Origin of the sequence: Pseudomonas sp. GW456-L13 (assembly GCF_017350115.1) — a bacterium.
GTDB lineage: Bacteria > Pseudomonadota > Gammaproteobacteria > Pseudomonadales > Pseudomonadaceae > Aquipseudomonas > Aquipseudomonas jessenii.
The window spans coordinates 1138937-1158958 of record NZ_JACNAS010000001.1 but is presented as its reverse complement, the minus strand read 5'-3'; the positions used below and the strand labels follow the sequence as shown (position 1 = coordinate 1158958).

At 58.0% G+C, this 20022-nt stretch carries 25 protein-coding genes, 1 tRNA gene and 2 pseudogenes; 21 read left to right on the top strand and 7 right to left on the bottom strand.

Annotated features, from left to right (window positions below; all coding sequences use genetic code 11):
• Positions 1-11: 11 nt before the first annotated feature.
• The 8 genes from J4D25_RS05190 (at position 12) to J4D25_RS05155 (ending at position 7692) form a co-directional block, all read left to right on the top strand.
• Positions 12-473, top strand: coding sequence for a hypothetical protein (locus J4D25_RS05190; RefSeq protein ID WP_057715548.1), 462 nt, complete (start codon positions 12-14; stop codon positions 471-473).
• Positions 474-664: 191 nt separating this feature from the next.
• Positions 665-1621 (top strand): sugar ABC transporter substrate-binding protein, encoded by a 957-nt coding sequence (locus tag J4D25_RS05185; RefSeq protein WP_057715547.1) that lies wholly within the window; start codon positions 665-667, stop codon positions 1619-1621.
• A 55-nt stretch (positions 1622-1676) separates the two neighbouring features.
• Positions 1677-3230: a sugar ABC transporter ATP-binding protein gene (locus tag J4D25_RS05180; RefSeq protein ID WP_057715546.1), complete on the top strand. Its 1554-nt coding sequence runs from the start codon at positions 1677-1679 to the stop codon at positions 3228-3230.
• On the top strand, positions 3227-4204 hold the full coding sequence (locus tag J4D25_RS05175; protein WP_057715545.1) for an ABC transporter permease: 978 nt from the start codon (positions 3227-3229) through the stop codon (positions 4202-4204). Before J4D25_RS05180 ends, J4D25_RS05175 begins: the two co-directional genes overlap by 4 nt.
• Before the next feature lie 3 nt (positions 4205-4207).
• Positions 4208-5227 (top strand): LacI family DNA-binding transcriptional regulator, encoded by a 1020-nt coding sequence (locus J4D25_RS05170; protein WP_057715544.1) that lies wholly within the window; start codon positions 4208-4210, stop codon positions 5225-5227.
• Between the two features lie 74 nt (positions 5228-5301).
• A complete protein-coding gene (gene rbsK / locus J4D25_RS05165) occupies positions 5302-6219 on the top strand; it encodes a ribokinase (protein ID WP_057715543.1) in 918 nt (305 codons plus the stop codon).
• Positions 6216-6620 (top strand): D-ribose pyranase, encoded by a 405-nt coding sequence (gene rbsD / locus J4D25_RS05160; protein WP_057715542.1) that lies wholly within the window; start codon positions 6216-6218, stop codon positions 6618-6620. The genes rbsK and rbsD overlap by 4 nt, the downstream gene beginning before the upstream one ends.
• A gap of 103 nt (positions 6621-6723) precedes the next feature.
• On the top strand, positions 6724-7692 hold the full coding sequence (locus tag J4D25_RS05155; protein WP_057716637.1) for a nucleoside hydrolase: 969 nt from the start codon (positions 6724-6726) through the stop codon (positions 7690-7692).
• Between the two features lie 33 nt (positions 7693-7725).
• Here the strand turns inward: J4D25_RS05155 and J4D25_RS05150 are convergent, their stop codons facing one another.
• The gene (locus J4D25_RS05150) at positions 7726-7938 is read right to left on the bottom strand and encodes a hypothetical protein (RefSeq protein ID WP_057715541.1); all 213 of its coding nucleotides are present in this window, start codon (positions 7936-7938) and stop codon (positions 7726-7728) included.
• Between the two features lie 132 nt (positions 7939-8070).
• Between J4D25_RS05150 and J4D25_RS05145 the strand changes: the two genes are divergently transcribed.
• Both J4D25_RS05145 and J4D25_RS05140 read left to right on the top strand, forming a co-directional pair.
• Positions 8071-8376 (top strand): hypothetical protein, encoded by a 306-nt coding sequence (locus J4D25_RS05145; RefSeq protein WP_007975706.1) that lies wholly within the window; start codon positions 8071-8073, stop codon positions 8374-8376.
• Positions 8377-8541: 165 nt separating this feature from the next.
• On the top strand, positions 8542-8862 hold the full coding sequence (locus J4D25_RS05140; RefSeq protein ID WP_008047240.1) for an I78 family peptidase inhibitor: 321 nt from the start codon (positions 8542-8544) through the stop codon (positions 8860-8862).
• Positions 8863-8932: 70 nt separating this feature from the next.
• On the opposite strand, the gene J4D25_RS05135 is transcribed toward J4D25_RS05140, so the two are convergent.
• Positions 8933-9145, bottom strand: a complete 213-nt coding sequence (locus J4D25_RS05135; RefSeq protein WP_003179963.1) for a cold-shock protein — start codon at positions 9143-9145, stop codon at positions 8933-8935.
• A 292-nt stretch (positions 9146-9437) separates the two neighbouring features.
• Positions 9438-9740: a hypothetical protein gene (locus J4D25_RS05130; RefSeq protein WP_057715540.1), complete on the bottom strand. Its 303-nt coding sequence runs from the start codon at positions 9738-9740 to the stop codon at positions 9438-9440.
• Between the two features lie 375 nt (positions 9741-10115).
• Here J4D25_RS05130 and thrS point away from each other — a divergent pair, with 375 nt between their 5' ends.
• The 9 genes from thrS (at position 10116) to J4D25_RS05085 (ending at position 17569) form a co-directional block, all read left to right on the top strand.
• A complete protein-coding gene (thrS, locus tag J4D25_RS05125) occupies positions 10116-12038 on the top strand; it encodes a threonine--tRNA ligase (protein WP_057715539.1) in 1923 nt (640 codons plus the stop codon).
• Positions 12038-12589, top strand: coding sequence for a translation initiation factor IF-3 (gene infC / locus J4D25_RS05120; RefSeq protein ID WP_172435703.1), 552 nt, complete (start codon positions 12038-12040; stop codon positions 12587-12589). Before thrS ends, infC begins: the two co-directional genes overlap by 1 nt.
• Positions 12590-12649: 60 nt before the next feature.
• Positions 12650-12844 (top strand): 50S ribosomal protein L35, encoded by a 195-nt coding sequence (rpmI, locus tag J4D25_RS05115; protein WP_002553160.1) that lies wholly within the window; start codon positions 12650-12652, stop codon positions 12842-12844.
• 28 nt (positions 12845-12872) lie between these two features.
• A complete protein-coding gene (gene rplT, locus J4D25_RS05110) occupies positions 12873-13229 on the top strand; it encodes a 50S ribosomal protein L20 (RefSeq protein ID WP_007905879.1) in 357 nt (118 codons plus the stop codon).
• A 109-nt stretch (positions 13230-13338) separates the two neighbouring features.
• Positions 13339-14355, top strand: a complete 1017-nt coding sequence (pheS, locus tag J4D25_RS05105) for a phenylalanine--tRNA ligase subunit alpha (RefSeq protein WP_007975711.1) — start codon at positions 13339-13341, stop codon at positions 14353-14355.
• A 26-nt stretch (positions 14356-14381) separates the two neighbouring features.
• Positions 14382-16760, top strand: coding sequence for a phenylalanine--tRNA ligase subunit beta (gene pheT, locus J4D25_RS05100; protein ID WP_057715538.1), 2379 nt, complete (start codon positions 14382-14384; stop codon positions 16758-16760).
• A 3-nt stretch (positions 16761-16763) separates the two neighbouring features.
• Positions 16764-17066, top strand: coding sequence for an integration host factor subunit alpha (gene ihfA / locus J4D25_RS05095; RefSeq protein ID WP_002553164.1), 303 nt, complete (start codon positions 16764-16766; stop codon positions 17064-17066).
• The gene (locus J4D25_RS05090) at positions 17047-17403 is read left to right on the top strand and encodes a MerR family transcriptional regulator (RefSeq protein WP_003179985.1); all 357 of its coding nucleotides are present in this window, start codon (positions 17047-17049) and stop codon (positions 17401-17403) included. The genes ihfA and J4D25_RS05090 overlap by 20 nt, the downstream gene beginning before the upstream one ends.
• Before the next feature lie 89 nt (positions 17404-17492).
• Positions 17493-17569, top strand: a tRNA-Pro gene (locus tag J4D25_RS05085).
• 89 nt (positions 17570-17658) lie between these two features.
• Here the strand turns inward: J4D25_RS05085 and J4D25_RS05080 are convergent.
• A pseudogene (locus tag J4D25_RS05080) lies at positions 17659-17979 on the bottom strand (integrase); the annotation flags it as partial.
• Positions 17977-18234, bottom strand: a pseudogene (locus tag J4D25_RS05075) (hypothetical protein); the annotation flags it as partial. The pseudogenes J4D25_RS05075 and J4D25_RS05080, both read right to left, overlap by 3 nt.
• 318 nt (positions 18235-18552) lie before the next feature.
• Between J4D25_RS05075 and J4D25_RS05070 the strand changes: the two are divergent.
• Positions 18553-18801 carry a hypothetical protein gene (locus J4D25_RS05070; RefSeq protein ID WP_057715537.1) on the top strand — a complete coding sequence of 83 codons (249 nt, stop codon included), beginning with the start codon at positions 18553-18555 and terminating at the stop codon, positions 18799-18801.
• A 102-nt stretch (positions 18802-18903) separates the two neighbouring features.
• Here J4D25_RS05070 and J4D25_RS26920 read toward each other — a convergent pair whose 3' ends face one another.
• On the bottom strand, positions 18904-19032 hold the full coding sequence (locus J4D25_RS26920) for a hypothetical protein (protein ID WP_258536484.1): 129 nt from the start codon (positions 19030-19032) through the stop codon (positions 18904-18906).
• 129 nt (positions 19033-19161) lie between these two features.
• Between J4D25_RS26920 and J4D25_RS05065 the strand changes: the two genes are divergently transcribed.
• A complete protein-coding gene (locus tag J4D25_RS05065) occupies positions 19162-19443 on the top strand; it encodes an excalibur calcium-binding domain-containing protein (RefSeq protein WP_079246776.1) in 282 nt (93 codons plus the stop codon).
• A gap of 159 nt (positions 19444-19602) precedes the next feature.
• Here the strand turns inward: J4D25_RS05065 and J4D25_RS05060 are convergent, their stop codons facing one another.
• Positions 19603-19944: a hypothetical protein gene (locus J4D25_RS05060; protein WP_057715536.1), complete on the bottom strand. Its 342-nt coding sequence runs from the start codon at positions 19942-19944 to the stop codon at positions 19603-19605.
• Positions 19945-20022: the final 78 nt, after the last annotated feature.

Sequence of the window (20022 nt, the reverse complement as noted above, 5' to 3'; positions counted from 1 at the left end):
CAGGAGTTCACATGTCGTTATCTGTTGGCATTCCCAATGCCGCCGGCATCACCATCGCTGGCAAATCGGCCACCACCCTTCGTGCCTTGAGCGACGCAGCCGCTGATTCGGCTGCTCAAGCGCTGGGTGCAAAGGAAAGCGATGGCAACCAGGTCAAGACGGGCCCGGTAGGTCTGGGGGAGGGTGCCGGCGTAAAGGCCGAATCGGAAGCCAGCGATAACACCAGCGTTGCGGTGAAGGTCTTGCTCAAGCGTCTGAAGGAATTGCAGCAGCAATTGCGCGAGCAACAGCAGCAACTGGCACAAGCCCAGGCAGCGTCCTATCCAACCCCGGAAGCCAAGACCACAGCAGTAGCAGCCATACAGGGGCAAGTTGCCGACACCAACGGCGCCATCCTGCAAGTGAGTGCGAGCCTGATCAAGGAAATGGCCAAGAGTTCTGGCACGGGATCGGTGGTCAATACCACGGCATAGCTGAATGCCGTTTTTCGCCAAACATAGCTGAAAGCGCTTTTCAGGTCGTTGACAAATACCGGCAGGGTTCGCATAGTTTGGTTCACGCAAACGTTTGCGCGGCTCCAATGATGGCTTTTCATCACGGCGGGCCGTGAAGCTTACGCCAGCGCAAGCGTTGCTCACAATAATCATAAGATCGGAGTGAACCCATGAAGCTGCCATTCGCTGGACGTCTTCTCGCTGTCGCTATGTTGGCTGCTGCATCCGCTGCATTGCCTGTCTCTTCGGCTTTTGCTGAAACCACTGAAAAACCGAAAGTCGCTCTGGTCATGAAATCCCTGGCCAACGAGTTCTTCCTGACAATGGAGGACGGCGCCAAGGCCTACCAGAAAGATCACTCCGGCGAATTCGACCTCATCTCCAACGGCATCAAGGATGAAACCGACACCGCAGGCCAGACGCGTATCGTCGAGCAGATGATCCTGGCCAAGGTCAATGCACTGGTGATTGCGCCGGCAGACTCCAAGGCCATGGTCCCGGTGATCAAGAAAGCCATCGATGCCGGTATCACCGTGATCAACATCGACAACCAGCTGGACCCCGCCGTCGTCAAAAGCAAAAACATCAATGTTCCGTTCGTAGGCCCGGACAATCGCAAGGGCGCACGGCTGGTGGGGGACTACCTGGCCAAACAGCTGAAGGCCGGTGACGAAGTCGGCATCATCGAAGGTGTGTCCACCACTACCAATGCCCAGCAGCGGACCGCAGGTTTCAAGGATGCGATGGAGGCGGCGCAGATCAAGGTCGTGTCCCTGCAGTCCGGAGACTGGGAGATCGACAAGGGCAACAAGGTAGCTGCGTCGATTCTCAGCGAATACCCGCAAACCAAGGCCCTGTTGGCCGGCAACGACAGCATGGCGGTCGGTGCGGTGTCTGCGGTGCGCGCCGCGGGCAAGGCCGGCAAGGTGCAGGTGGTGGGCTACGACAACATCAATGCCATCCAGCCTATGCTCAAGGATGGTCGCGTGCTGGCCACTGCGGACCAGTTCGCGGCTAAACAGGCGGTGTTCGGCATCGAGACTGCATTGAAGATTCTCAAGGGCGAGAAGGTCGACGGCGGCGCCAATGGCGTGATCGAAACGCCGGTAGAACTGGTCACCAAGTAGCCTTCTGGCGACGTAACGGCGCTCGTCCAGCCGGACGGGCGCATGGAGAGTTTCTATGTCAGTTTGCGCTCCGAACGCTGTCCTTTCGGTCAGTGGTATCGGCAAGACTTACGCCCAACCGGTCCTGGCCGGCATCGACTTGACGCTCATGCGCGGGGAAGTGCTGGCGCTGACCGGCGAGAACGGTGCGGGCAAAAGCACGCTTTCGAAGATTATTGGCGGGTTGGTCACGCCGACCACCGGCCAGATGCAGTACCAGGGGCAGGACTACCGTCCGGGTAGCCGGGCTCAGGCTGAAGCGCTGGGTATCCGCATGGTCATGCAGGAACTCAATCTGCTGCCGACCCTGTCGGTGGCGGAAAACCTGTTTCTCGACAACTTGCCCAGCAAAGGCGGCTGGATCAGTCGCAAGCAGTTGCGCAAGGCCGCCATCGAGGCCATGGCTCATGTCGGGCTAGACGCCATCGACCCGGACACCCTGGTCGGCGAGCTGGGCATCGGCCACCAGCAAATGGTGGAGATCGCCCGCAACCTGATTGGCGATTGTCATGTGCTGATTCTCGACGAGCCGACCGCGATGCTCACTGCCCGCGAAGTCGAAATGCTGTTCGAGCAGATCACCCGCCTGCAGTCTCGCGGCGTATCGATTATCTACATCTCCCATCGCCTCGAAGAGTTGGCGCGGGTCGCGCAACGCATTGCCGTGCTGCGCGACGGCAACCTGGTCTGTGTCGAGCCGATGGCCAACTACAACAGCGAGCAATTGGTCACGCTGATGGTCGGCCGCGAACTCGGCGAACATATCGATATGGGGGCGCGCAAGATCGGCGCTCCGGTGTTGACGGTCAACGGCCTGAGCCGGTCCGACAAGGTTCGCGACGTGTCGTTCGAAGTCCGTGCCGGAGAGATTTTCGGGATTTCCGGTTTGATCGGCGCGGGGCGCACTGAATTGCTGCGACTGATCTTCGGTGCGGATATCGCCGACAGCGGCACGATTGCCCTGGGTGCGCCGGCGCAGGTCATCAATGTGCGTTCGCCAGTGGATGCGGTCGGGCATGGCATCGCGTTGATCACTGAAGATCGCAAGGGCGAAGGCCTTTTGTTGACGCAGTCGATCGGCGCCAATATCGCCTTGGGCAACATGCCCGGCATCTCCGGCGCGGGCTTTGTCGACAACGATAAGGAACGCGCCCTGGCCCAGCGTCAGATTGACGCCATGCGCATCCGCAGTTCCGGTCCGGCACAACTGGTGTCCGAGTTGTCCGGCGGCAATCAGCAGAAAGTCGTTATCGGCCGTTGGCTGGAGCGCGATTGCTCGGTGTTGCTGTTCGACGAGCCGACCCGCGGCATCGACGTCGGCGCCAAGTTCGATATCTACAACCTGCTCGGTGAATTGACCCGCCAGGGCAAGGCGCTGGTGGTGGTCTCCAGCGACTTGCGCGAGCTGATGCTGATCTGCGACCGGATCGGCGTGCTGTCGGCAGGAAGCCTGATCGATACCTTCGATCGCGACAGCTGGACCCAGGATGAGTTGCTCGCCGCTGCTTTCGCCGGCTACCAAAAACGTGATGCGCAGCTCGTTGAAGCCGCGCCTAGGGATCTTCCATGAATACCGCTTCTTATGCCGGCAAACGCAGTGGCAACTTCTACGGCCTGGGCACCTATCTGGGGCTGGCGGGTGCCTTGTTGGCGATGATCGTGCTGTTCTCGGTGCTGAGCAGTCACTTCCTGTCGTACGATACTTTCAGCACTCTGGCCAACCAGATTCCGGACCTGATGGTGCTGGCGGTCGGCATGACCTTTGTGTTGATCATCGGTGGCATCGACCTGTCGGTGGGCTCGGTGCTGGCGCTGGCGGCCTCGACCGTGAGCGTGGCGATTCTTGGGTGGGGCTGGGGCGTGCTGCCGGCGGCGTTGCTGGGCATGGCCGTCGCGGCGCTTGCCGGTACCATCACCGGCTCGATCACTGTGGCGTGGCGGATACCATCATTCATCGTGTCCCTGGGCGTGCTGGAAATGGCTCGCGGTGTGGCGTACCAGATGACCGGTTCGCGTACGGCCTACATCGGCGATGCGTTCGCCTGGCTGTCCAATCCGATTGCCTTCGGCATTTCGCCGTCGTTCATCATTGCGTTGCTGATCATTTTCGTCGCTCAGGCCGTGTTGACCCGGACGGTGTTCGGTCGCTACCTGATCGGTATCGGCACCAACGAAGAGGCTGTGCGGCTGGCGGGGATCAACCCGAAGCCTTACAAGGTCCTGGTCTTCAGCCTGATGGGGTTGCTGGCCGGCGTTGCCGCGTTGTTCCAGATTTCTCGCCTGGAAGCCGCCGACCCGAATGCTGGCTCCGGTCTTGAATTGCAGGTGATCGCGGCCGTCGTGATCGGCGGGACCAGCCTGATGGGCGGGCGCGGCTCGGTGATCAGCACGTTTTTTGGCGTCCTGATCATTTCCGTGCTGGCCGCGGGGCTGGCGCAGATCGGGGCAACCGAACCGACCAAGCGCATCATTACCGGCGCGGTGATCGTGGTGGCGGTGGTGCTGGATACTTATCGCAGTCAGCGCGCAAGCCGGCGGACCTGAGTCATGGCGACTATCAAAGATGTGGCAGCCCTTGCCGGCATTTCCTACACCACGGTTTCCCATGTGGTGAACAAGACCCGCCCGGTCAGTGAAGAGGTGCGGATCAAGGTCGAGGCGGCGATCCAGACCCTCGACTACGTCCCCAGCGCCGTGGCCCGTTCGCTCAAGGCCAAGACCACGGCGACCATCGGCCTGTTGGTGCCCAACAGTCTCAACCCGTATTTCGCCGAACTGGCCCGGGGTATCGAGGATTACTGCGAGCGAAACGGCTACTGCGTCATCCTGTGCAACTCCGACGACAATCCGGACAAGCAGCGCAGCTACCTGCGTGTGCTGCTGGAAAAACGCATCGACGGCCTGATCGTCGCCTCGGCCGGCGGCGACAGTGGCCTGGCACAAGGCCTGAAAGGCGTCCGCACGCCCATGGTGATCGTCGACCGCGGACTGGACGGTGTCGATGCGGACCTGGTGCGCATCGACCATGAATACGGCGCGTATCTGGCGACCCGGCACCTGTTGGAGTTGGGGCACCGGGATATCGCCACGATCAGCGGGCCGCAAAGCACCAGTGTGGCGCAGATGCGTCTGGCGGGTTATCGCAGGGCCTTGAAGGAGGCGGGCGTCGAAGTCTCTCCCGGGCGCATGCTGGAAAGCGATTTCACCAGCACCGGCGGTTACAGCGCTGCCGCGATTCTGCTGGAAAGCAATCCGCCTACCGCTGTTTTTGCGGCCAACGACATGATCGGCATCGGTGTGCTGAGGGCCGCCGCCGAGCGCAATATTCGCGTACCGAGCGAGTTGTCGGTGATCGGCTTCGACGATATCCAGATGAGTCGGTATGTCTACCCGTCGCTGACCACGGTCGGGCAATCGATCCTGCAGCTCGGCGAAATGGCTGCCGAAGTGCTTTTGCGCCGAATCGCCACGCCGGGTCTGGCGACCGATCAGCGGATCGTGACGCCGAGTATCGTCATGCGTGAATCGACGGCGCCGCTGGCCAGCGTGTTTGCCCAATTCCGTTGAAACAAAAAGCCGTTGAAAACAGAAAGCCGCTGAATCAAAAGCGCCGCCGAAACAGAATCGATGAGTAGCAATGTATGTCAGCAAAAGTAGTGGTAATTGGCAGTTTGAACATGGACCTGGTGACCCGGGCCCCGCGCTTGCCCAAGGGCGGTGAAACGCTGATTGGTCAATCGTTTACCACCGTCTCCGGTGGCAAGGGCGCCAATCAGGCCGTGGCTGCGGCGCGGCTGGGAGCCCAGGTGTCGATGATCGGCTGCGTGGGCAATGACGCTTATGGTGAGGCACTGCGCGGGGCGCTGTTGGCCGAGCAGATCGATTGCCGGGCGGTGAGCACCGTTGACGGTTCCAGCGGCGTGGCGTTGATTGTGGTCGACGACAGCAGTCAGAACTCCATCGTGATCGTCCCCGGTGCCAACGGTGCATTGACCGCAGAAACCATTGACCGTTTTGATTCGGTGATACGTGCGGCAGACGTGCTCATCTGTCAGCTGGAAGTGCCCGATGCGTCTGTTGGCCATGCGCTCAAGCGCGGCCGCGAGCTGGGCAAGACAGTCATCCTCAACCCGGCTCCGGCCAGTCGTCCACTGCCATCGGACTGGTACGCGTCCATCGATTACCTGATTCCCAACGAAAGCGAAGCGTCGGCCCTGAGCGGACTGTCAGTGGACTCCCTGGACACCGCACAAGCCGCGGCAACCCGCCTGATTGCCCTGGGCGCCGGCAAGGTGATCATCACTCTCGGTGCGCAAGGTTCGCTGTTTGCCGATGGCCAACGCTTCGAACATTTCCCCGCGCCCGTGGTAAAGGCTGTGGATACCACGGCGGCCGGCGATACGTTCGTCGGCGGTTTCGCTGCGGCACTGGCGGCGGGTAACGATGAGGCGCAGGCGATCCGCTTCGGGCAGGTGGCCGCGGCGCTGTCGGTCACCCGTGCCGGCGCGCAGCCTTCAATTCCCGCCTTGAGCGATGTACAGGCGTTTAAAACCCCATGAAAAAGACACCTCTGCTCAACATTGCGCTGTCGCGACTGATCGCTTCATTGGGACATGGCGACAGGGTCGTCATCGGGGATGCGGGGCTGCCGGTTCCTCCGGGCGTTGAATTGATCGACCTGGCCCTGACCCATGGCATTCCGGACTTTGTCAGCACCTTGAAGGTCGTGCTCAGTGAAATGCAGGTCGAAAGCCATGTGCTGGCTCAGGAAATCTTCGATAAAAAGCCGTCGGCCCTGGTCACGCTGGAAGCGCTGGATGGCGAAGGCGCGTTGGGTCGGCGTGAGTTGCTCACCCATGAACAATTCAAGGTCCTGAGCCGACAAGCCAGGGCGATTGTTCGTACAGGCGAATGCCAGCCGTACTGCAACATTGTGCTGGTCGCCGGGGTTACGTTTTGACTGGCTGTCCGCGTTTTGATGTCCCTGGCACAAGGCGTGCGCCCCGTATCGCTATGCTCGGAAACTGAACCCACTGCTCCGGAGCCTGCTGCTTTTGACCCTGATGACCGCAACCAACGCCCAGGCGGCACCAAAGATCGACCTGATCATCGACACCGATCCGGGGGCTGACGACGTCGTTGCCCTGTTGTTCGCCCTGGCGTCGCCGGACGAACTGAATGTCCGGGCATTGACCACCGTTGCCGGCAACGTTCGCCTGGACAAGACCTCACGCAATGCGCGGCTGGCCCGGGAGTGGGCGGGGCGCGAAGAGGTGCCGGTCTATGCGGGGGCGCCCAGGCCCCTGATGCGCACACCCATCTACGCCGAGGACATTCATGGCAAGGAAGGGGTGTCGGGCATTGCCGTGCATGAGCCCAGGAAAGGTCTGGCCAGGGGCAGCGCCATCACTTATCTGATCGACACCCTGAAATCTGCCGAGCCCCACAGCATTACCATCGCCATGCTTGGCCCGCAGACCAACCTGGCCCTGGCGTTGATCCAGGAGCCGGGTATCGTTCAGGGCATCAAGGAAGTGGTGGTCATGGGCGGCGCGCACTTCAATGGCGGCAACATCACGCCGGTGGCCGAGTTCAACCTGTTCGCCGATCCGCAAGCGGCCGAGGTGGTGCTCAACAGTGGCGTGAAGCTGACCTACCTGCCGCTGGATGTGACCCACAAGATCCTTACCAGCGAGGCGCGACTGAACCAGATTGCCGCGCTGAACAACAACGCCAGTCGTCTGGTGGGCAGTATTCTCAATGAGTACATCAAGGGCGACATGGAACACTACGGCCTTCCGGGCGGCCCGGTGCATGACGCCACGGTTGTCGCTTATCTGCTCAAGCCGCAATTGTTCAGCGGTCGTTCGGTCAACGTGGTGGTCGACAGCCGCGAAGGACCGACCTTTGGACAAACCATCGTCGACTGGTATGACGGCTTGAAGGCGCCAAAGAACGCCTTCTGGGTAGAAAGCGGCGACGCCCAGGGCTTCTTCGATTTGCTGACCGAGCGCCTGGCCCGCCTGAAGTAAGCATCATCTCCCGCAGGTGCTTGCCTGCGGGCTTTACTCCCTCGTACTAACCGCTTCGGTCTTTTGGTCCGATAGATGTTTCTCGAAAATTTGCTCGATGAACGATTGGGCGGCTTCGGTTCCAAGGTCCCTGACCAGAAGGTCGATACCGATAATGGCGAGCTCTTCCGTGCTGCTTGGGCTGTAGGAGCTGTGGCCGTCTTGCCACTTGGCCTTGATGGCAGCGTCGATGCTTACGGTGGTCATGATGGCACTCGGGAGGTCGGGGAAGTCTGAGTACCGAGTTAACCATTTTGCGGGGCTTTTGACACGTCGACTTAGGCATGAAAGGAGGGCTGTGCGACACTTGGTCTCTGACGAATATTCAAGGAACGCGCTGTGCAGATCGATTTGAACTCCCCGGATGGCCTGACCCTCGAGGCGGTGCGTCAGTTGCTGGCTGGCGCCAGTGACGATGAGCACACCCAGTTGCGGGTCACCAAGGGGGGCATTGCCTACATCTCCTCGGGTGTCGTGGGCGGTACCGATATCGACGGGTTGTTGTTCCGGCTCGAAACCTGGGCCAAGGGCTCCGGTTATGTCGGGCGGGTCGCGGCCAGCGATGAAGTCTGGGTCATGCAAATCTTCAATGCCTTGAAAGAGAACTGGCCCAATCCTCCTTACGACTACATCGACGTCTATTGAGCGTCGTTCATATTCAGTCACGATTCAGTGATTAAGGGCAGGGCGACGCTCAGGCAGAATCGCGGCTCGTCCGGATCATGGGCAGGGTGCCAGCGCTCCCTGTGAAACCAAACGCCAGTCTGGTTGTCGCACGATCTCAGCTTAATCATTGAATAAGGAGGCTTCATGCCTTGGAAGCTCGCGTCATTGGGTACTTTGTTGGCCGTTGCCACGCTGGCCGGTTGCAGCACTCCCTCTACGGAGTCGGCAACAACGGATGTTGCGACGACTGACACGGGTCACAGTCGCTGTGAGGCAAAGGCTGCCGAGTTCACCATCGGCAAACAGGCATCGCCGCAGCTGCTCGAGCAGGCGCGTACCCGTGCCGGGGCGCAAAGTGCACGGTTCCTGCTGCCAACCGATATGGTGACGCTGGAGTACCGTTCCGATCGCCTGAACCTGAACACCGATGCCAGCCGGGTAGTGACCCGCGTCAACTGCGGCTGATCGTTCGACTTTTGTTTCACCCATAAAAAACCCCGTCACATGGACGGGGTTTTTTTAGTGCGCCTGGAAATTACTCTGGGCGGACTTGAGCAGCTTGCATACCCTTTTGGCCTTTCTCAGCCACGAAGGAAACAGTCTGGCCTTCTTTCAGGCTTTTGAAACCGTCGCTTTCGATAGCTTTGAAGTGTACGAACAGGTCGTCACCGCCACCTTGAGGAGTGATGAAGCCGAAGCCTTTTTCATCGTTGAACCATTTAACGGTGCCGGTTTGGCGATTAGACATGGTGTATCTCCAAGAAACATATATTTTCAGTAGTACTGTGCTGCTCAGGCCAACTGGGCACACCCGAGTATCATAGTCGAAATGTTCGGTTTGGGAGCCCCCCGGACGCACTGTTTGCCAATCAGACGTTTTTTCTTTGTGTCCTTTAGCGGCTGAAAGCCCCGTTCTATAAGGCTTTCGGCCGAAAGTTAAGGCAATAAAAAAAGCTGAAAAACCTGAATAAATTGTACGAAAGGTCCTGTTTCAGCGGCTTTTTAACAGTATTTCAGGGGCTGAAAGCGTGGGGGCGGGCTTATTTTTGCTCTGTTTTGGTGGCCTTGCAGGCTGCAATTTTGCTCAGTGCCTGCTGCTTCAATGTGTCGCTGGCCGTGTTGTTCATCAGGGCCTGAATGTCGGCGGCAGGGTACGATTTGATGGCATCGGCACCGCAGGCGCAGTGGGATTTTGCTGCCGGCGTACCAATCTTCTCGGCAGCGGCAGGAACGCACTGAGCCATGTATTTCTGTCGTTCGCCTTTTGGCCATTCTGCATGGGCGGCCAGTGGCAGGAGGAGAATGACGGGGGCGACTACGGCGAATAAACGATTCAGACGCATGCTGAGATACTCCTTGTGGGTCAGATATCTTGTTATCTGAGGGCGATAGTGCGCTTCAAGTTCAGCACTCTGGCATAAAAACAGCCAATTTACCCTGCTGCAAAACCTGCGCACGGTGGCAACCGTTCATCTGTGCTAGCATGCGTGGCTCGGGCGTTTGCAGGCTCCGATGGACCTTCAGTCCCGGTGGCGGCAGATGCACGATTAACCCTGATTTGAATCCCAGTCACTCTGGTTCGGTTTCCCGGTTGGCCGCAAGGCTCCTGCCGCTGTAAGGCAGGCGTTCGTCATTGAACGGCCTGGACCGGATCTTGTACTGGCTCATCCCAACCCACGTGACCTTTGGTAGGGGTCACCACTAGGAGAGGAGGCGCCATGCCAACTATTACTCTTCCCGACGGCAGTCAACGTTCATTCGATCATCCGGTTTCCGTAGCCGACGTCGCCGCATCCATCGGTGCAGGCCTGGCCAAGGCCACCGTTGCCGGCAAGGTCGATGGCAAGCTGGTCGACGCCAGCGACATCATCGACAGCGACGCGTCGCTGCAAATCATCACGCCAAAGGATGAAGAGGGGCTGGAGATCATTCGCCACTCTTGCGCCCACCTGGTTGGCCACGCGGTCAAGCAGTTGTACCCGACCGCCAAAATGGTCATCGGTCCGGTCATCGATGAAGGTTTCTATTACGACATCGCCTTCGAGCGTCCTTTCACTCCGGACGACCTGGCGGCCATCGAACAGCGCATGCAGCAGCTGATCGAGAAAGATTACGACGTGATCAAGAAAGTCACTCCGCGCGCCGAAGTGATCGAAGTGTTCAAGGCCCGTGGCGAAGACTACAAGTTGCGCCTGGTCGAAGACATGCCGAACGAGCAGGCCATGGGCCTGTACTATCACGAAGAATACGTCGACATGTGCCGCGGTCCGCACGTGCCGAACACCCGCTTCCTGAAATCCTTCAAGCTGACCAAACTGTCCGGTGCCTACTGGCGCGGCGATGCCAAGAACGAGCAATTGCAGCGCGTCTACGGCACCGCATGGGCGGACAAGAAGCAACTGGCGGCTTACATCCAGCGCATTGAAGAAGCCGAAAAGCGCGACCACCGCAAGATCGGCAAGCGCCTGGGCCTGTTCCACACCCAGGAAGAGTCGCCGGGCATGGTGTTCTGGCATCCGAACGGCTGGACTTTGTACCAGGTGCTCGAGCAGTACATGCGCAAGGTTCAGCGCGACAATGGCTACCTGGAAATCAAGACGCCGCAAGTCGTTGACCGCAGCCTGTGGGAGAAATCCGGGCACTGGGCCAACTACGCCGACAACATGTTCACCACCCAGTCGGAAAACCGCGACTACGCGATCAAGCCAATGAACTGCCCTTGCCACGTGCAGGTGTTCAACCAGGGCCTGAAAAGCTACCGCGAACTGCCAATGCGCCTGGCAGAGTTTGGTGCGTGCCACCGTAACGAGCCATCGGGTGCCTTGCACGGCATCATGCGCGTGCGCGCGTTCACTCAGGACGACGCCCACATCTTCTGCACCGAAGAGCAGATGCAGGCCGAGTCCGCTGCGTTCATCAAGCTGACCATGGACGTTTACGCCGATTTCGGCTTCAAAGACGTCGAGATGAAGCTGTCCACTCGTCCGGAAAAACGCGTCGGTTCCGACGAGCTGTGGGATCGCGCCGAAGCTGCGCTGGCCGCAGCCCTTGATAGCGCGGGCCTGCCGTACGATCTGCAGCCGGGCGAGGGTGCGTTCTACGGTCCGAAGATCGAATTCTCGTTGAAAGATTGTCTCGGTCGCGTCTGGCAGTGTGGTACCCTGCAGCTCGATTTTAACCTGCCGGTCCGTCTGGGAGCCGAATTCGTCTCCGAAGACAACAGTCGCAAGCACCCGGTGATGTTGCACCGGGCGATCCTGGGGTCCTTCGAGCGTTTCGTCGGAATCCTGATCGAGCACTACGAGGGTGCATTCCCGGCGTGGCTTGCTCCGACCCAGGCAGTGGTGATGAATATCACTGACAAACAGGCTGATTTCGCCGCCGAGGTTGAAAAAACCCTCAACGAAAGCGGATTTCGTGCCAAGTCTGACTTGAGAAATGAAAAAATCGGCTTTAAAATCCGCGAGCATACTTTGCTCAAGGTTCCTTATCTCTTGGTTATCGGAGATCGGGAAGTCGAGATGCAGACTGTCGCTGTGCGTACTCGTGAAGGTGCTGACCTGGGCTCGATGCCCGTCGCCCAGTTCGCTGAGTTCCTCGCGCAAGCGGTTTCCCGGCGTGGTCGCCAAGATTCGGAGTAATTATTATTAAGCGTGAAATGAGACAAGATAAACGAACTGCACCGAAAGCCCCGATCAACGAGAATATCTCGGCACGCGAGGTTCGGTTAATTGGGGCTGAAGGTGAACAGCTCGGGATTGTGTCAATTGAAGACGCGCTTCTTAAGGCTGAAGAGGCCAAGCTGGATCTGGTGGAGATTTCCGCCGATGCAGTACCACCTGTTTGCAAACTGATGGACTACGGCAAATCGATCTTCGAAAAGAAGAAGCAGATTGCTGCGGCCAAGAAAAACCAGAAGCAGATTCAGGTTAAAGAAATCAAGTTTCGTCCAGGGACGGAGGAAGGGGATTACCAGGTAAAACTGCGCAACCTGGTACGTTTCCTGAGTGACGGGGACAGGGCCAAGGTATCCTTGCGATTCCGCGGCCGTGAGATGGCCCACCAGGAGCTGGGGATGGAACTCCTCAAGCGAGTTGAAGGTGACTTGCTCGAGTACGGTTCGGTCGAACAGCATCCTAAGATGGAAGGACGCCAGCTGATCATGGTCATCGCCCCGAAAAAGAAGAAGTAATCAACAGGGCACGGCAGGCCTTCTGATTATGTTTATCAACTGAATGCGGAGTATCCGAACATGCCAAAAATGAAGACCAAAAGTGGTGCTGCTAAGCGGTTTCTGAAAACTGCTAACGGTATCAAGCACAAGCACGCTTTCAAGAGCCACATCCTGACCAAAATGTCGACCAAGCGTAAGCGTCAACTGCGCGGTAGCAGCTTGCTGCATCCGTCTGACGTGGCAAAAGTCGAGCGCATGCTGCGCCTTCGTTAATTTTAGTCAAGAATAGAGGAAGTAACTCATGGCTCGTGTAAAGCGTGGCGTCATTGCCCGTAAGCGTCACAAAAAAATTCTGAAACTTGCTAAAGGCTACTACGGCGCACGCTCCCGCGTATTCCGTGTTGCCAAGCAAGCGGTAATCAAGGCAGGCCAATACGCCTACCGTGACCGTCGTCAGAAAAAACGTCAGTTCCGCGCTCTGTGGATCGCTCGTATCAACGCTGGTGCTCGTATCAACGGTCTGTCCTACAGCCGTTTCATCGCCGGCCTGAAAAAAGCGTCCATCGAGATCGACCGTAAGGTTCTGGCTGATCTGGCAGTGAACGAAAAAGCGGCGTTTGCTGCGATTGTCGAGAAAGCTAAAGCCACCTTGGCTTAAGTACCCCCGACAGTCACCCGGCCTCGCATCTGTGGGGTCAGGTGTTAAACGTCATAAATAGGGGAAGAGCCTTCAAGCTCTTCCCCTATTTTGTATCTGGAGTCTGTACATGGAAAACCTGGATGCGCTCGTCTCTCAAGCTCTAGAGGCTGTGCAAAGCGCTGAAGATATCAATGCCCTGGAGCAAATCCGGGTTCACTACCTTGGCAAGAAGGGTGAATTGACTCAGGTGATGAAGACCCTGGGGAATTTGCCGGCAGAAGAGCGTCCGCAGGTCGGTGCGCTGATCAACGTTGCCAAGGAGCGTGTCACAGAGGTCCTTAATGCGCGCAAGGCATTGTTTGAAGAAGCCGATCTGGCTGCCAAACTCTCCGCCGAGTCCATTGACGTGACCCTGCCTGGCCGTGGTCAGACCTCCGGTGGTCTGCATCCGGTTACCCGTACTCTGGAACGCGTCGAACAGTTCTTCACCCGTATTGGCTACGGCATCGCCGAAGGCCCTGAGGTCGAAGACGACTATCACAACTTCGAAGCGCTCAACATCCCCGGCCACCACCCGGCCCGGTCGATGCATGACACCTTCTATTTCAATGCGAACATGTTGTTGCGCACCCATACCTCGCCGGTACAGGTCCGCACCATGGAGTCGAAACAGCCGCCGATCCGCATCGTCTGCCCAGGCCGTGTATACCGCAGCGACTCCGATATCACCCACTCGCCGATGTTCCACCAGGTCGAAGGCCTGCTGATCGATCGCGACATCAATTTCGCCGACCTCAAAGGCACCATCGAAGAGTTCCTGCGGGTTTTCTTCGAAAAGGAACTGGCGGTGCGTTTCCGTCCTTCGTACTTCCCGTTCACCGAGCCATCCGCTGAAGTCGACATGGAATGCGTGATGTGCAGCGGTAAAGGCTGCCGCGTCTGCAAGCAGACCGGCTGGCTGGAAGTGATGGGTTGCGGCATGGTTCACCCGAACGTGCTGCGCATGTCCGGGATCGACCCGGAAGAGTTCTCGGGCTTTGCCTTCGGCATGGGCGTAGAGCGTCTGGCCATGCTGCGTTACGGCGTGAACGACTTGCGTCTGTTCTTCGACAACGACTTGCGGTTCCTCGCGCAATTTCGCTAGTCGTAACGAATTCTTAGGAGAGCAGGATGAAATTCAGTGAACAATGGCTGCGTGGCTGGGTTAGCCCGCAGGTAAGTCGCGACGAGCTGGTTGCTCGTCTGTCGATGGCCGGTCTTGAGGTCGATAGCGTTACGCCGGCCGCCGGTGTTTTCAGTGGCGTGGTCGTTGGCGAGGTGCTGAGCACCGAGCAGCACCCGGACGCCGACAAACTGCGCGTGTGCCAGGTCAGCAACGGTTCGGAAACCTTCCAGGTTGTTTGCGGTGCGCCAAACGTGCGCCCGGGCTTGAAGATTCCTTTCGCCATGATCGGCGCCGAGCTGCCAGGCGACTTCAAGATCAAGAAGGCCAAGCTGCGTGGCGTCGAGTCCAACGGCATGCTGTGCTCGCAAACCGAGCTGCAGGTTGGTGAAGGCAATGACGGCCTGATGGAACTGCCTGCCGATGCGCCGGTGGGCGAGGATTTCCGCGTTTACCTGGACCTGGAAGACGCCAGCATCGAGGTCGATCTGACCCCGAACCGTGGTGACTGCCTGTCCCTGGCCGGTCTGGCCCGTGAGGTGGGTGCCCTGTACGCCGCTGCGGTGGTCCGTCCGGTGGTGGCTTCGGTTCCTGCCGCCCACGACGAAGTGCGCTCGGTAGAAGTGCTGGCGCCCGCCGCGTGCCCGCGTTACCTGGGGCGTGTGATCCGTAACGTCGACCTGTCCAAAGCAACGCCGCTGTGGATGGTCGAGCGTCTGCGTCGTGCCGACGTGCGCAGCATCGACGCTGCCGTCGACATCACCAACTATGTGATGCTGGAACTGGGTCAGCCGCTGCACGCCTTCGATCTCGCCGAAATCAACGGTGGCATCCGCGTGCGCATGGCTGAAGAGGGCGAGAAGCTGGTGCTGCTCGACGGCCAGGAAGTCAGCCTGCGTAGCGATACGCTGGTGATTGCCGACCACTCCCGCGCACTGGCAATTGCCGGTGTCATGGGTGGCGAGCACAGCGGTGTTTCCGCGACCACACGTGATGTGTTCCTGGAAAGCGCCTTCTTCGATCAGATCGCCGTAGCAGGCAAGGCCCGTTCCTATGGCCTGCACACCGATGCATCCCATCGCTATGAGCGTGGCGTGGACTGGCAGCTGGCCCGCGAAGCCATGGAGCGCGCGACTGGTTTGCTGCTGGAAATCACCGGTGGTGAAGCGGGTCCGATCATCGAGACCGTCAGCGAACAGCACCTGCCGAAAATTGCTCCGATCACCCTGCGTGCCCAGCGTATTACCCAGATGCTGGGTATGGAAATGGATTCGGCCGAGGTGGAGCGTCTGCTCAACGCCTTGGGCCTGACCATTACTGCCGATGGGGCAGGGCAGTGGCGTGTAGAAGTTCCAAGCCATCGCTTCGATATCAGCCTGGAAGTCGACCTGATCGAAGAACTGGCACGCCTGTATGGCTACAACCGTTTGCCGGTTCGTTATCCGCAAGCGCGTCTGGCGCCGCAAGCCAAGGCAGAAGCCCGCAGCGACCTGCCTGAACTGCGCCGCCTGCTGGTTGCTCGTGGATATCAGGAAGCAATTACCTATAGCTTCATCGATCCGAAACAGTTCGAACTGTTTAATCCGGGTGTGGAGCCGTTGCTGCTGGCCAATCCGATCTCCAATGACATGGCTGCCATGCGTTCGTCGCTGTGGCCGGGTCTGGTCAAGGCGCTTCAGCACAACCTGAACCGTCAGCAGGATCGCGTGCGTCTGTTCGAAAGCGGCCTGCGTTTCGTTGGCCAGCTTGAAGGTCTCAAGCAAGAGCCGATGTTGGCGGGTGTTGTTTGCGGTAGTCGCCTGCCGGAAGGCTGGGCGCAGGGTCGCGATACCGTCGACTTCTTTGACGTCAAGGCAGACGTGGAAGCGGTGCTGGGTTTTGCCGGTGCCCTGGATTCGTTCACTTTCGTGCCAGGCAAGCACCCAGCGCTGCACCCGGGTCAAACCGCGCGCATCGAACGTGACGGTCGTCTGGTCGGCTTCATTGGCGCGATCCACCCTGAATTGTCGAAAACCCTCGGTCTCGACCGTCCGGTCTTCGTCTTCGAGTTGGTTCTGGCGGAAGTGGCGTCGGGCAAAATGCCAAAATTCCACGAGTTATCGCGCTTTCCTGAAGTGCGTCGTGACCTTGCACTGATTGCGCACAAAGACGTTGCAGCCACGGCTGTACTGGACGTAATCCGTGAAAATGCAGGCGAATGGCTGACAGACCTCAGGCTATTTGACGTGTATCAGGGTAAAGGCATTGATCCTGATAGAAAAAGCCTCGCAGTCGGCTTGACCTGGCAGCATCCATCGCGCACTCTTAATGACGATGAGGTGAATACCGCAACACAAAACATCCTCACCTCGCTCGAACAAAGGTTGAACGCCACGTTAAGGAAGTGACGTATGGGGGCTCTGACGAAAGCTGAGATGGCGGAACGTCTGTATGAAGAGCTGGGCCTGAACAAACGGGAGGCCAAGGAATTGGTCGAACTGTTTTTTGAAGAAATCAGGCACGCTCTCGAAGACAACGAACAAGTCAAATTGTCCGGTTTCGGCAATTTCGACCTTCGGGACAAACGCCAGCGGCCTGGCCGCAATCCGAAAACGGGGGAAGAAATCCCGATCACGGCTCGCCGTGTGGTCACCTTTCGTCCAGGGCAGAAGTTGAAGGCCCGAGTTGAGGCTTATGCTGGAACCAAGTCATAACGACGAGCTCCCCGTCATCCCGGGCAAACGCTACTTCACCATTGGTGAAGTCAGCGAGCTGTGTGCGGTAAAACCACACGTGCTGCGCTACTGGGAGCAGGAGTTTCCTCAACTCAACCCTGTCAAACGCCGCGGAAACCGCCGGTATTATCAGCGCCAGGACGTGCTGATGATCCGGCAGATCCGCGCGCTCCTTTACGATCAGGGGTTCACCATCGGCGGAGCGCGCCTGCGTTTGTCCGGTGATGAAGCCAAAGACGACACCACCCAATACAAGCAAATGATCCGCCAGATGATCGCCGAGCTCGAAGATGTTCTGGTGGTACTCAAGAAATAAATTCTCGCTTTTAAATACTTCCAGTTTTCAAAAGCTTGCGATATATTCTTGAGCGTTCCTCGAGATGAGGGATGGGTTTCACGCCTAGTCGGGGCGTAGCGCAGTCCGGTAGCGCACTAGCATGGGGTGCTAGGGGTCGAGTGTTCGAATCACTCCGTCCCGACCATATTTACTGAGTAATATCAGGCATTTAGGCCGATCATATAGATCGGCTTTTTTGTGCCTGCGCAAAACCTGCACAAAACTGGCGCAAAACTACCCGGTGATTTCACTGATATTCAGGTCCGGAATTGCCTCGGACCAGACGATGTCCTCGTGGTCCCGCTGGTAGTTTTTGGTCATGCCTTCGCTCGCATGACCAGCGATTTTCTGTCCATCCTTTCCGGCTTTTTTGTACAGGTGCAGCGACAGCGCGCGCACTTCGTGAAAGCCCGGCATCTCTTCTTCTTTCCATCCTGCGTAGCAGTTCGACGCCTCCCGGGCTTCTTTGAATGCTTGCGTCAAATACCTCTCTTCAACCTTCGTCCAGTGATCTTTGTGCTGCGCTTGTTTCTGTTTACGGCGTTCGGGCTGGCGCTCGCTGCGAGGGCGATTGCTGTCCTGATTTGCGGTCTTTTCAATTGCCATGGCTTCGATATAGACGTCCGCCCACGGGTCGAGCTCAATCCGGTCGAAGCCAACGTTCTGTTTTCCTATGGGAAATTCGCGAACGTTCGGCCGGACAGTTTTTTTGAATACATCCCGGCACATTCCCAAGTAGCCAGGTGCATCCATGGCTCGGATAAAACGGGGAGGGACGGGCGCGACTTGGGCCGCGCTTCGATTGGACATAGGGATTCTTCGCCCGCCGTTCACCGGCAGGGTTTGTGGTTTAATGAGATACGTTCTTAAAGGAGTTGATGCTATGGAAAAGGCGTTTCGAAATCCGTTGTTCTTAACTGGGCTGCCACTGGCGATCTGCGGCGTTACTATCACCGCGCCCGGTCTTTGGATTCCTGGGTTGGTACTGATGATTGCAGGTTGGGCAAAGGGAAATAAGCGACCCTGACTTTACCGTCGCGGCCCCTTGTAGATGAGCCAGAGCATGTAGAGCGGGGCTGCTATTGGTAAGAGGGTCATGCCGCCACCCGCGCTGCCACGATCTCATCGATGAATCCCTGCGGACGTTTCGCAGTGAACTTTCCCTCCCTCTGGGGAACGGACACTATCGCCGACTTCGAGGGCGGCACTGACCTGATCAACCTTAGCGTCAGCGGATTGACCTTCGCGAATCTCACTGTTGGAGAACAGTTCGGCGAGGCCGTCATAACCGTCACTGGCCAGCCGGGTGTGGGAAGCATCACGTTGACCGGCGTCCCACAGGCAGCCATCACCGAGGCGGACTTCGCCTTTACCTGAGTAATCAGCGCATGCTCACGCCGGGTGATGGCGTGAGCATGCCGAGGAAAAGGGGAGGTATTTCCTTGCTCCGAATGCGCTGTCGGGCGTGACTGGCCTGAGTCACACCGACGTCATCATCACCGCGAGCGTCATCTTGATGAGTTCTCCATTTTTATCAATGGCCTTCAGGGCGAGTTGGTTTTCGCTGATCCTGAACAGCGGGGAAGGGAGCAGGTCAGTATTTGGCATCTGCTCTTCCTTCCATCTCGCGTAGCAATTTGCCGCCTCCCACCGGCAGGCTGTATGTGGATTAGTGGATTACGCTGTAAAGCAGGCAACGTGAGAACACAAACGGTCTCTCATCATGGATGGATCAAGATGAAACTGATTTTGGTTGTGCTTGTTGTTGGTCTGTTGGCTTGGAAGCTTTCCCCTGAATTACAGTCCTGGGCTGAGGCTCAGCTATCGAGTCCTCAAAGAATCTCCGTGGTCTTGACTGCGCCGAAGCCTGTTTCGGCTCCAGTCAAATGCGACGGACGCAAGTATTGCTCGCAGATGACGTCGTGCGCAGAGGCCAAAAATTTTCTGCGTAATTGCCCAGGAATGAAAATGGATGGCGACAACGACGGAGTACCCTGTGAGTCGCAGTGGTGCCGGTGACTATTCGCAGTTCACCGGCAGGCTAGTAAGTGGGTCGTGGAAATCTGATGAAGGGCGTAAGGCACGCTTTGAAGGAGAGCTACGTTCTATTGGTTCACCTCGCCAGTTGCATTACACGCACTCTCCCCGGAGGTGACTGGTGGCAGCGGTTGCGATGATCTATGCCTGAATTCCTATGTCACCCTGTGCAGCTTGTAACGCTCGCTCCTCGGTCAGCGGCGTTAAAGTTGGTTGCGCGTTGCTGGCGTGCAAGTAAAGAAAGTAGTGCCCTGAATCGTCCAGCAATACCCGGCACAGTTCTGATGGCCGAAAGTTGTTACCGATATAAATACTTTCCTTGAGGATCTCGAAAGATTTGATCCCATGCTGTCGCATAGTCGTTTCAAAAGCTTCGTAAAGACCCTCTCTGCGGCGTCGATTGTTTCGAGCATTTAGCTTGAAAAAAATCACCATCAGCACGGCATAGCTGATAAGGAGTATCACAAGGGCGCTAGTCCGCATGCGTGGAGCTCCATGTCCTCTCAATCGCTGTGCATTTCAGTGTAGGCGCGTTCCTGGTGGAGTTTAAGGGAAGGCATG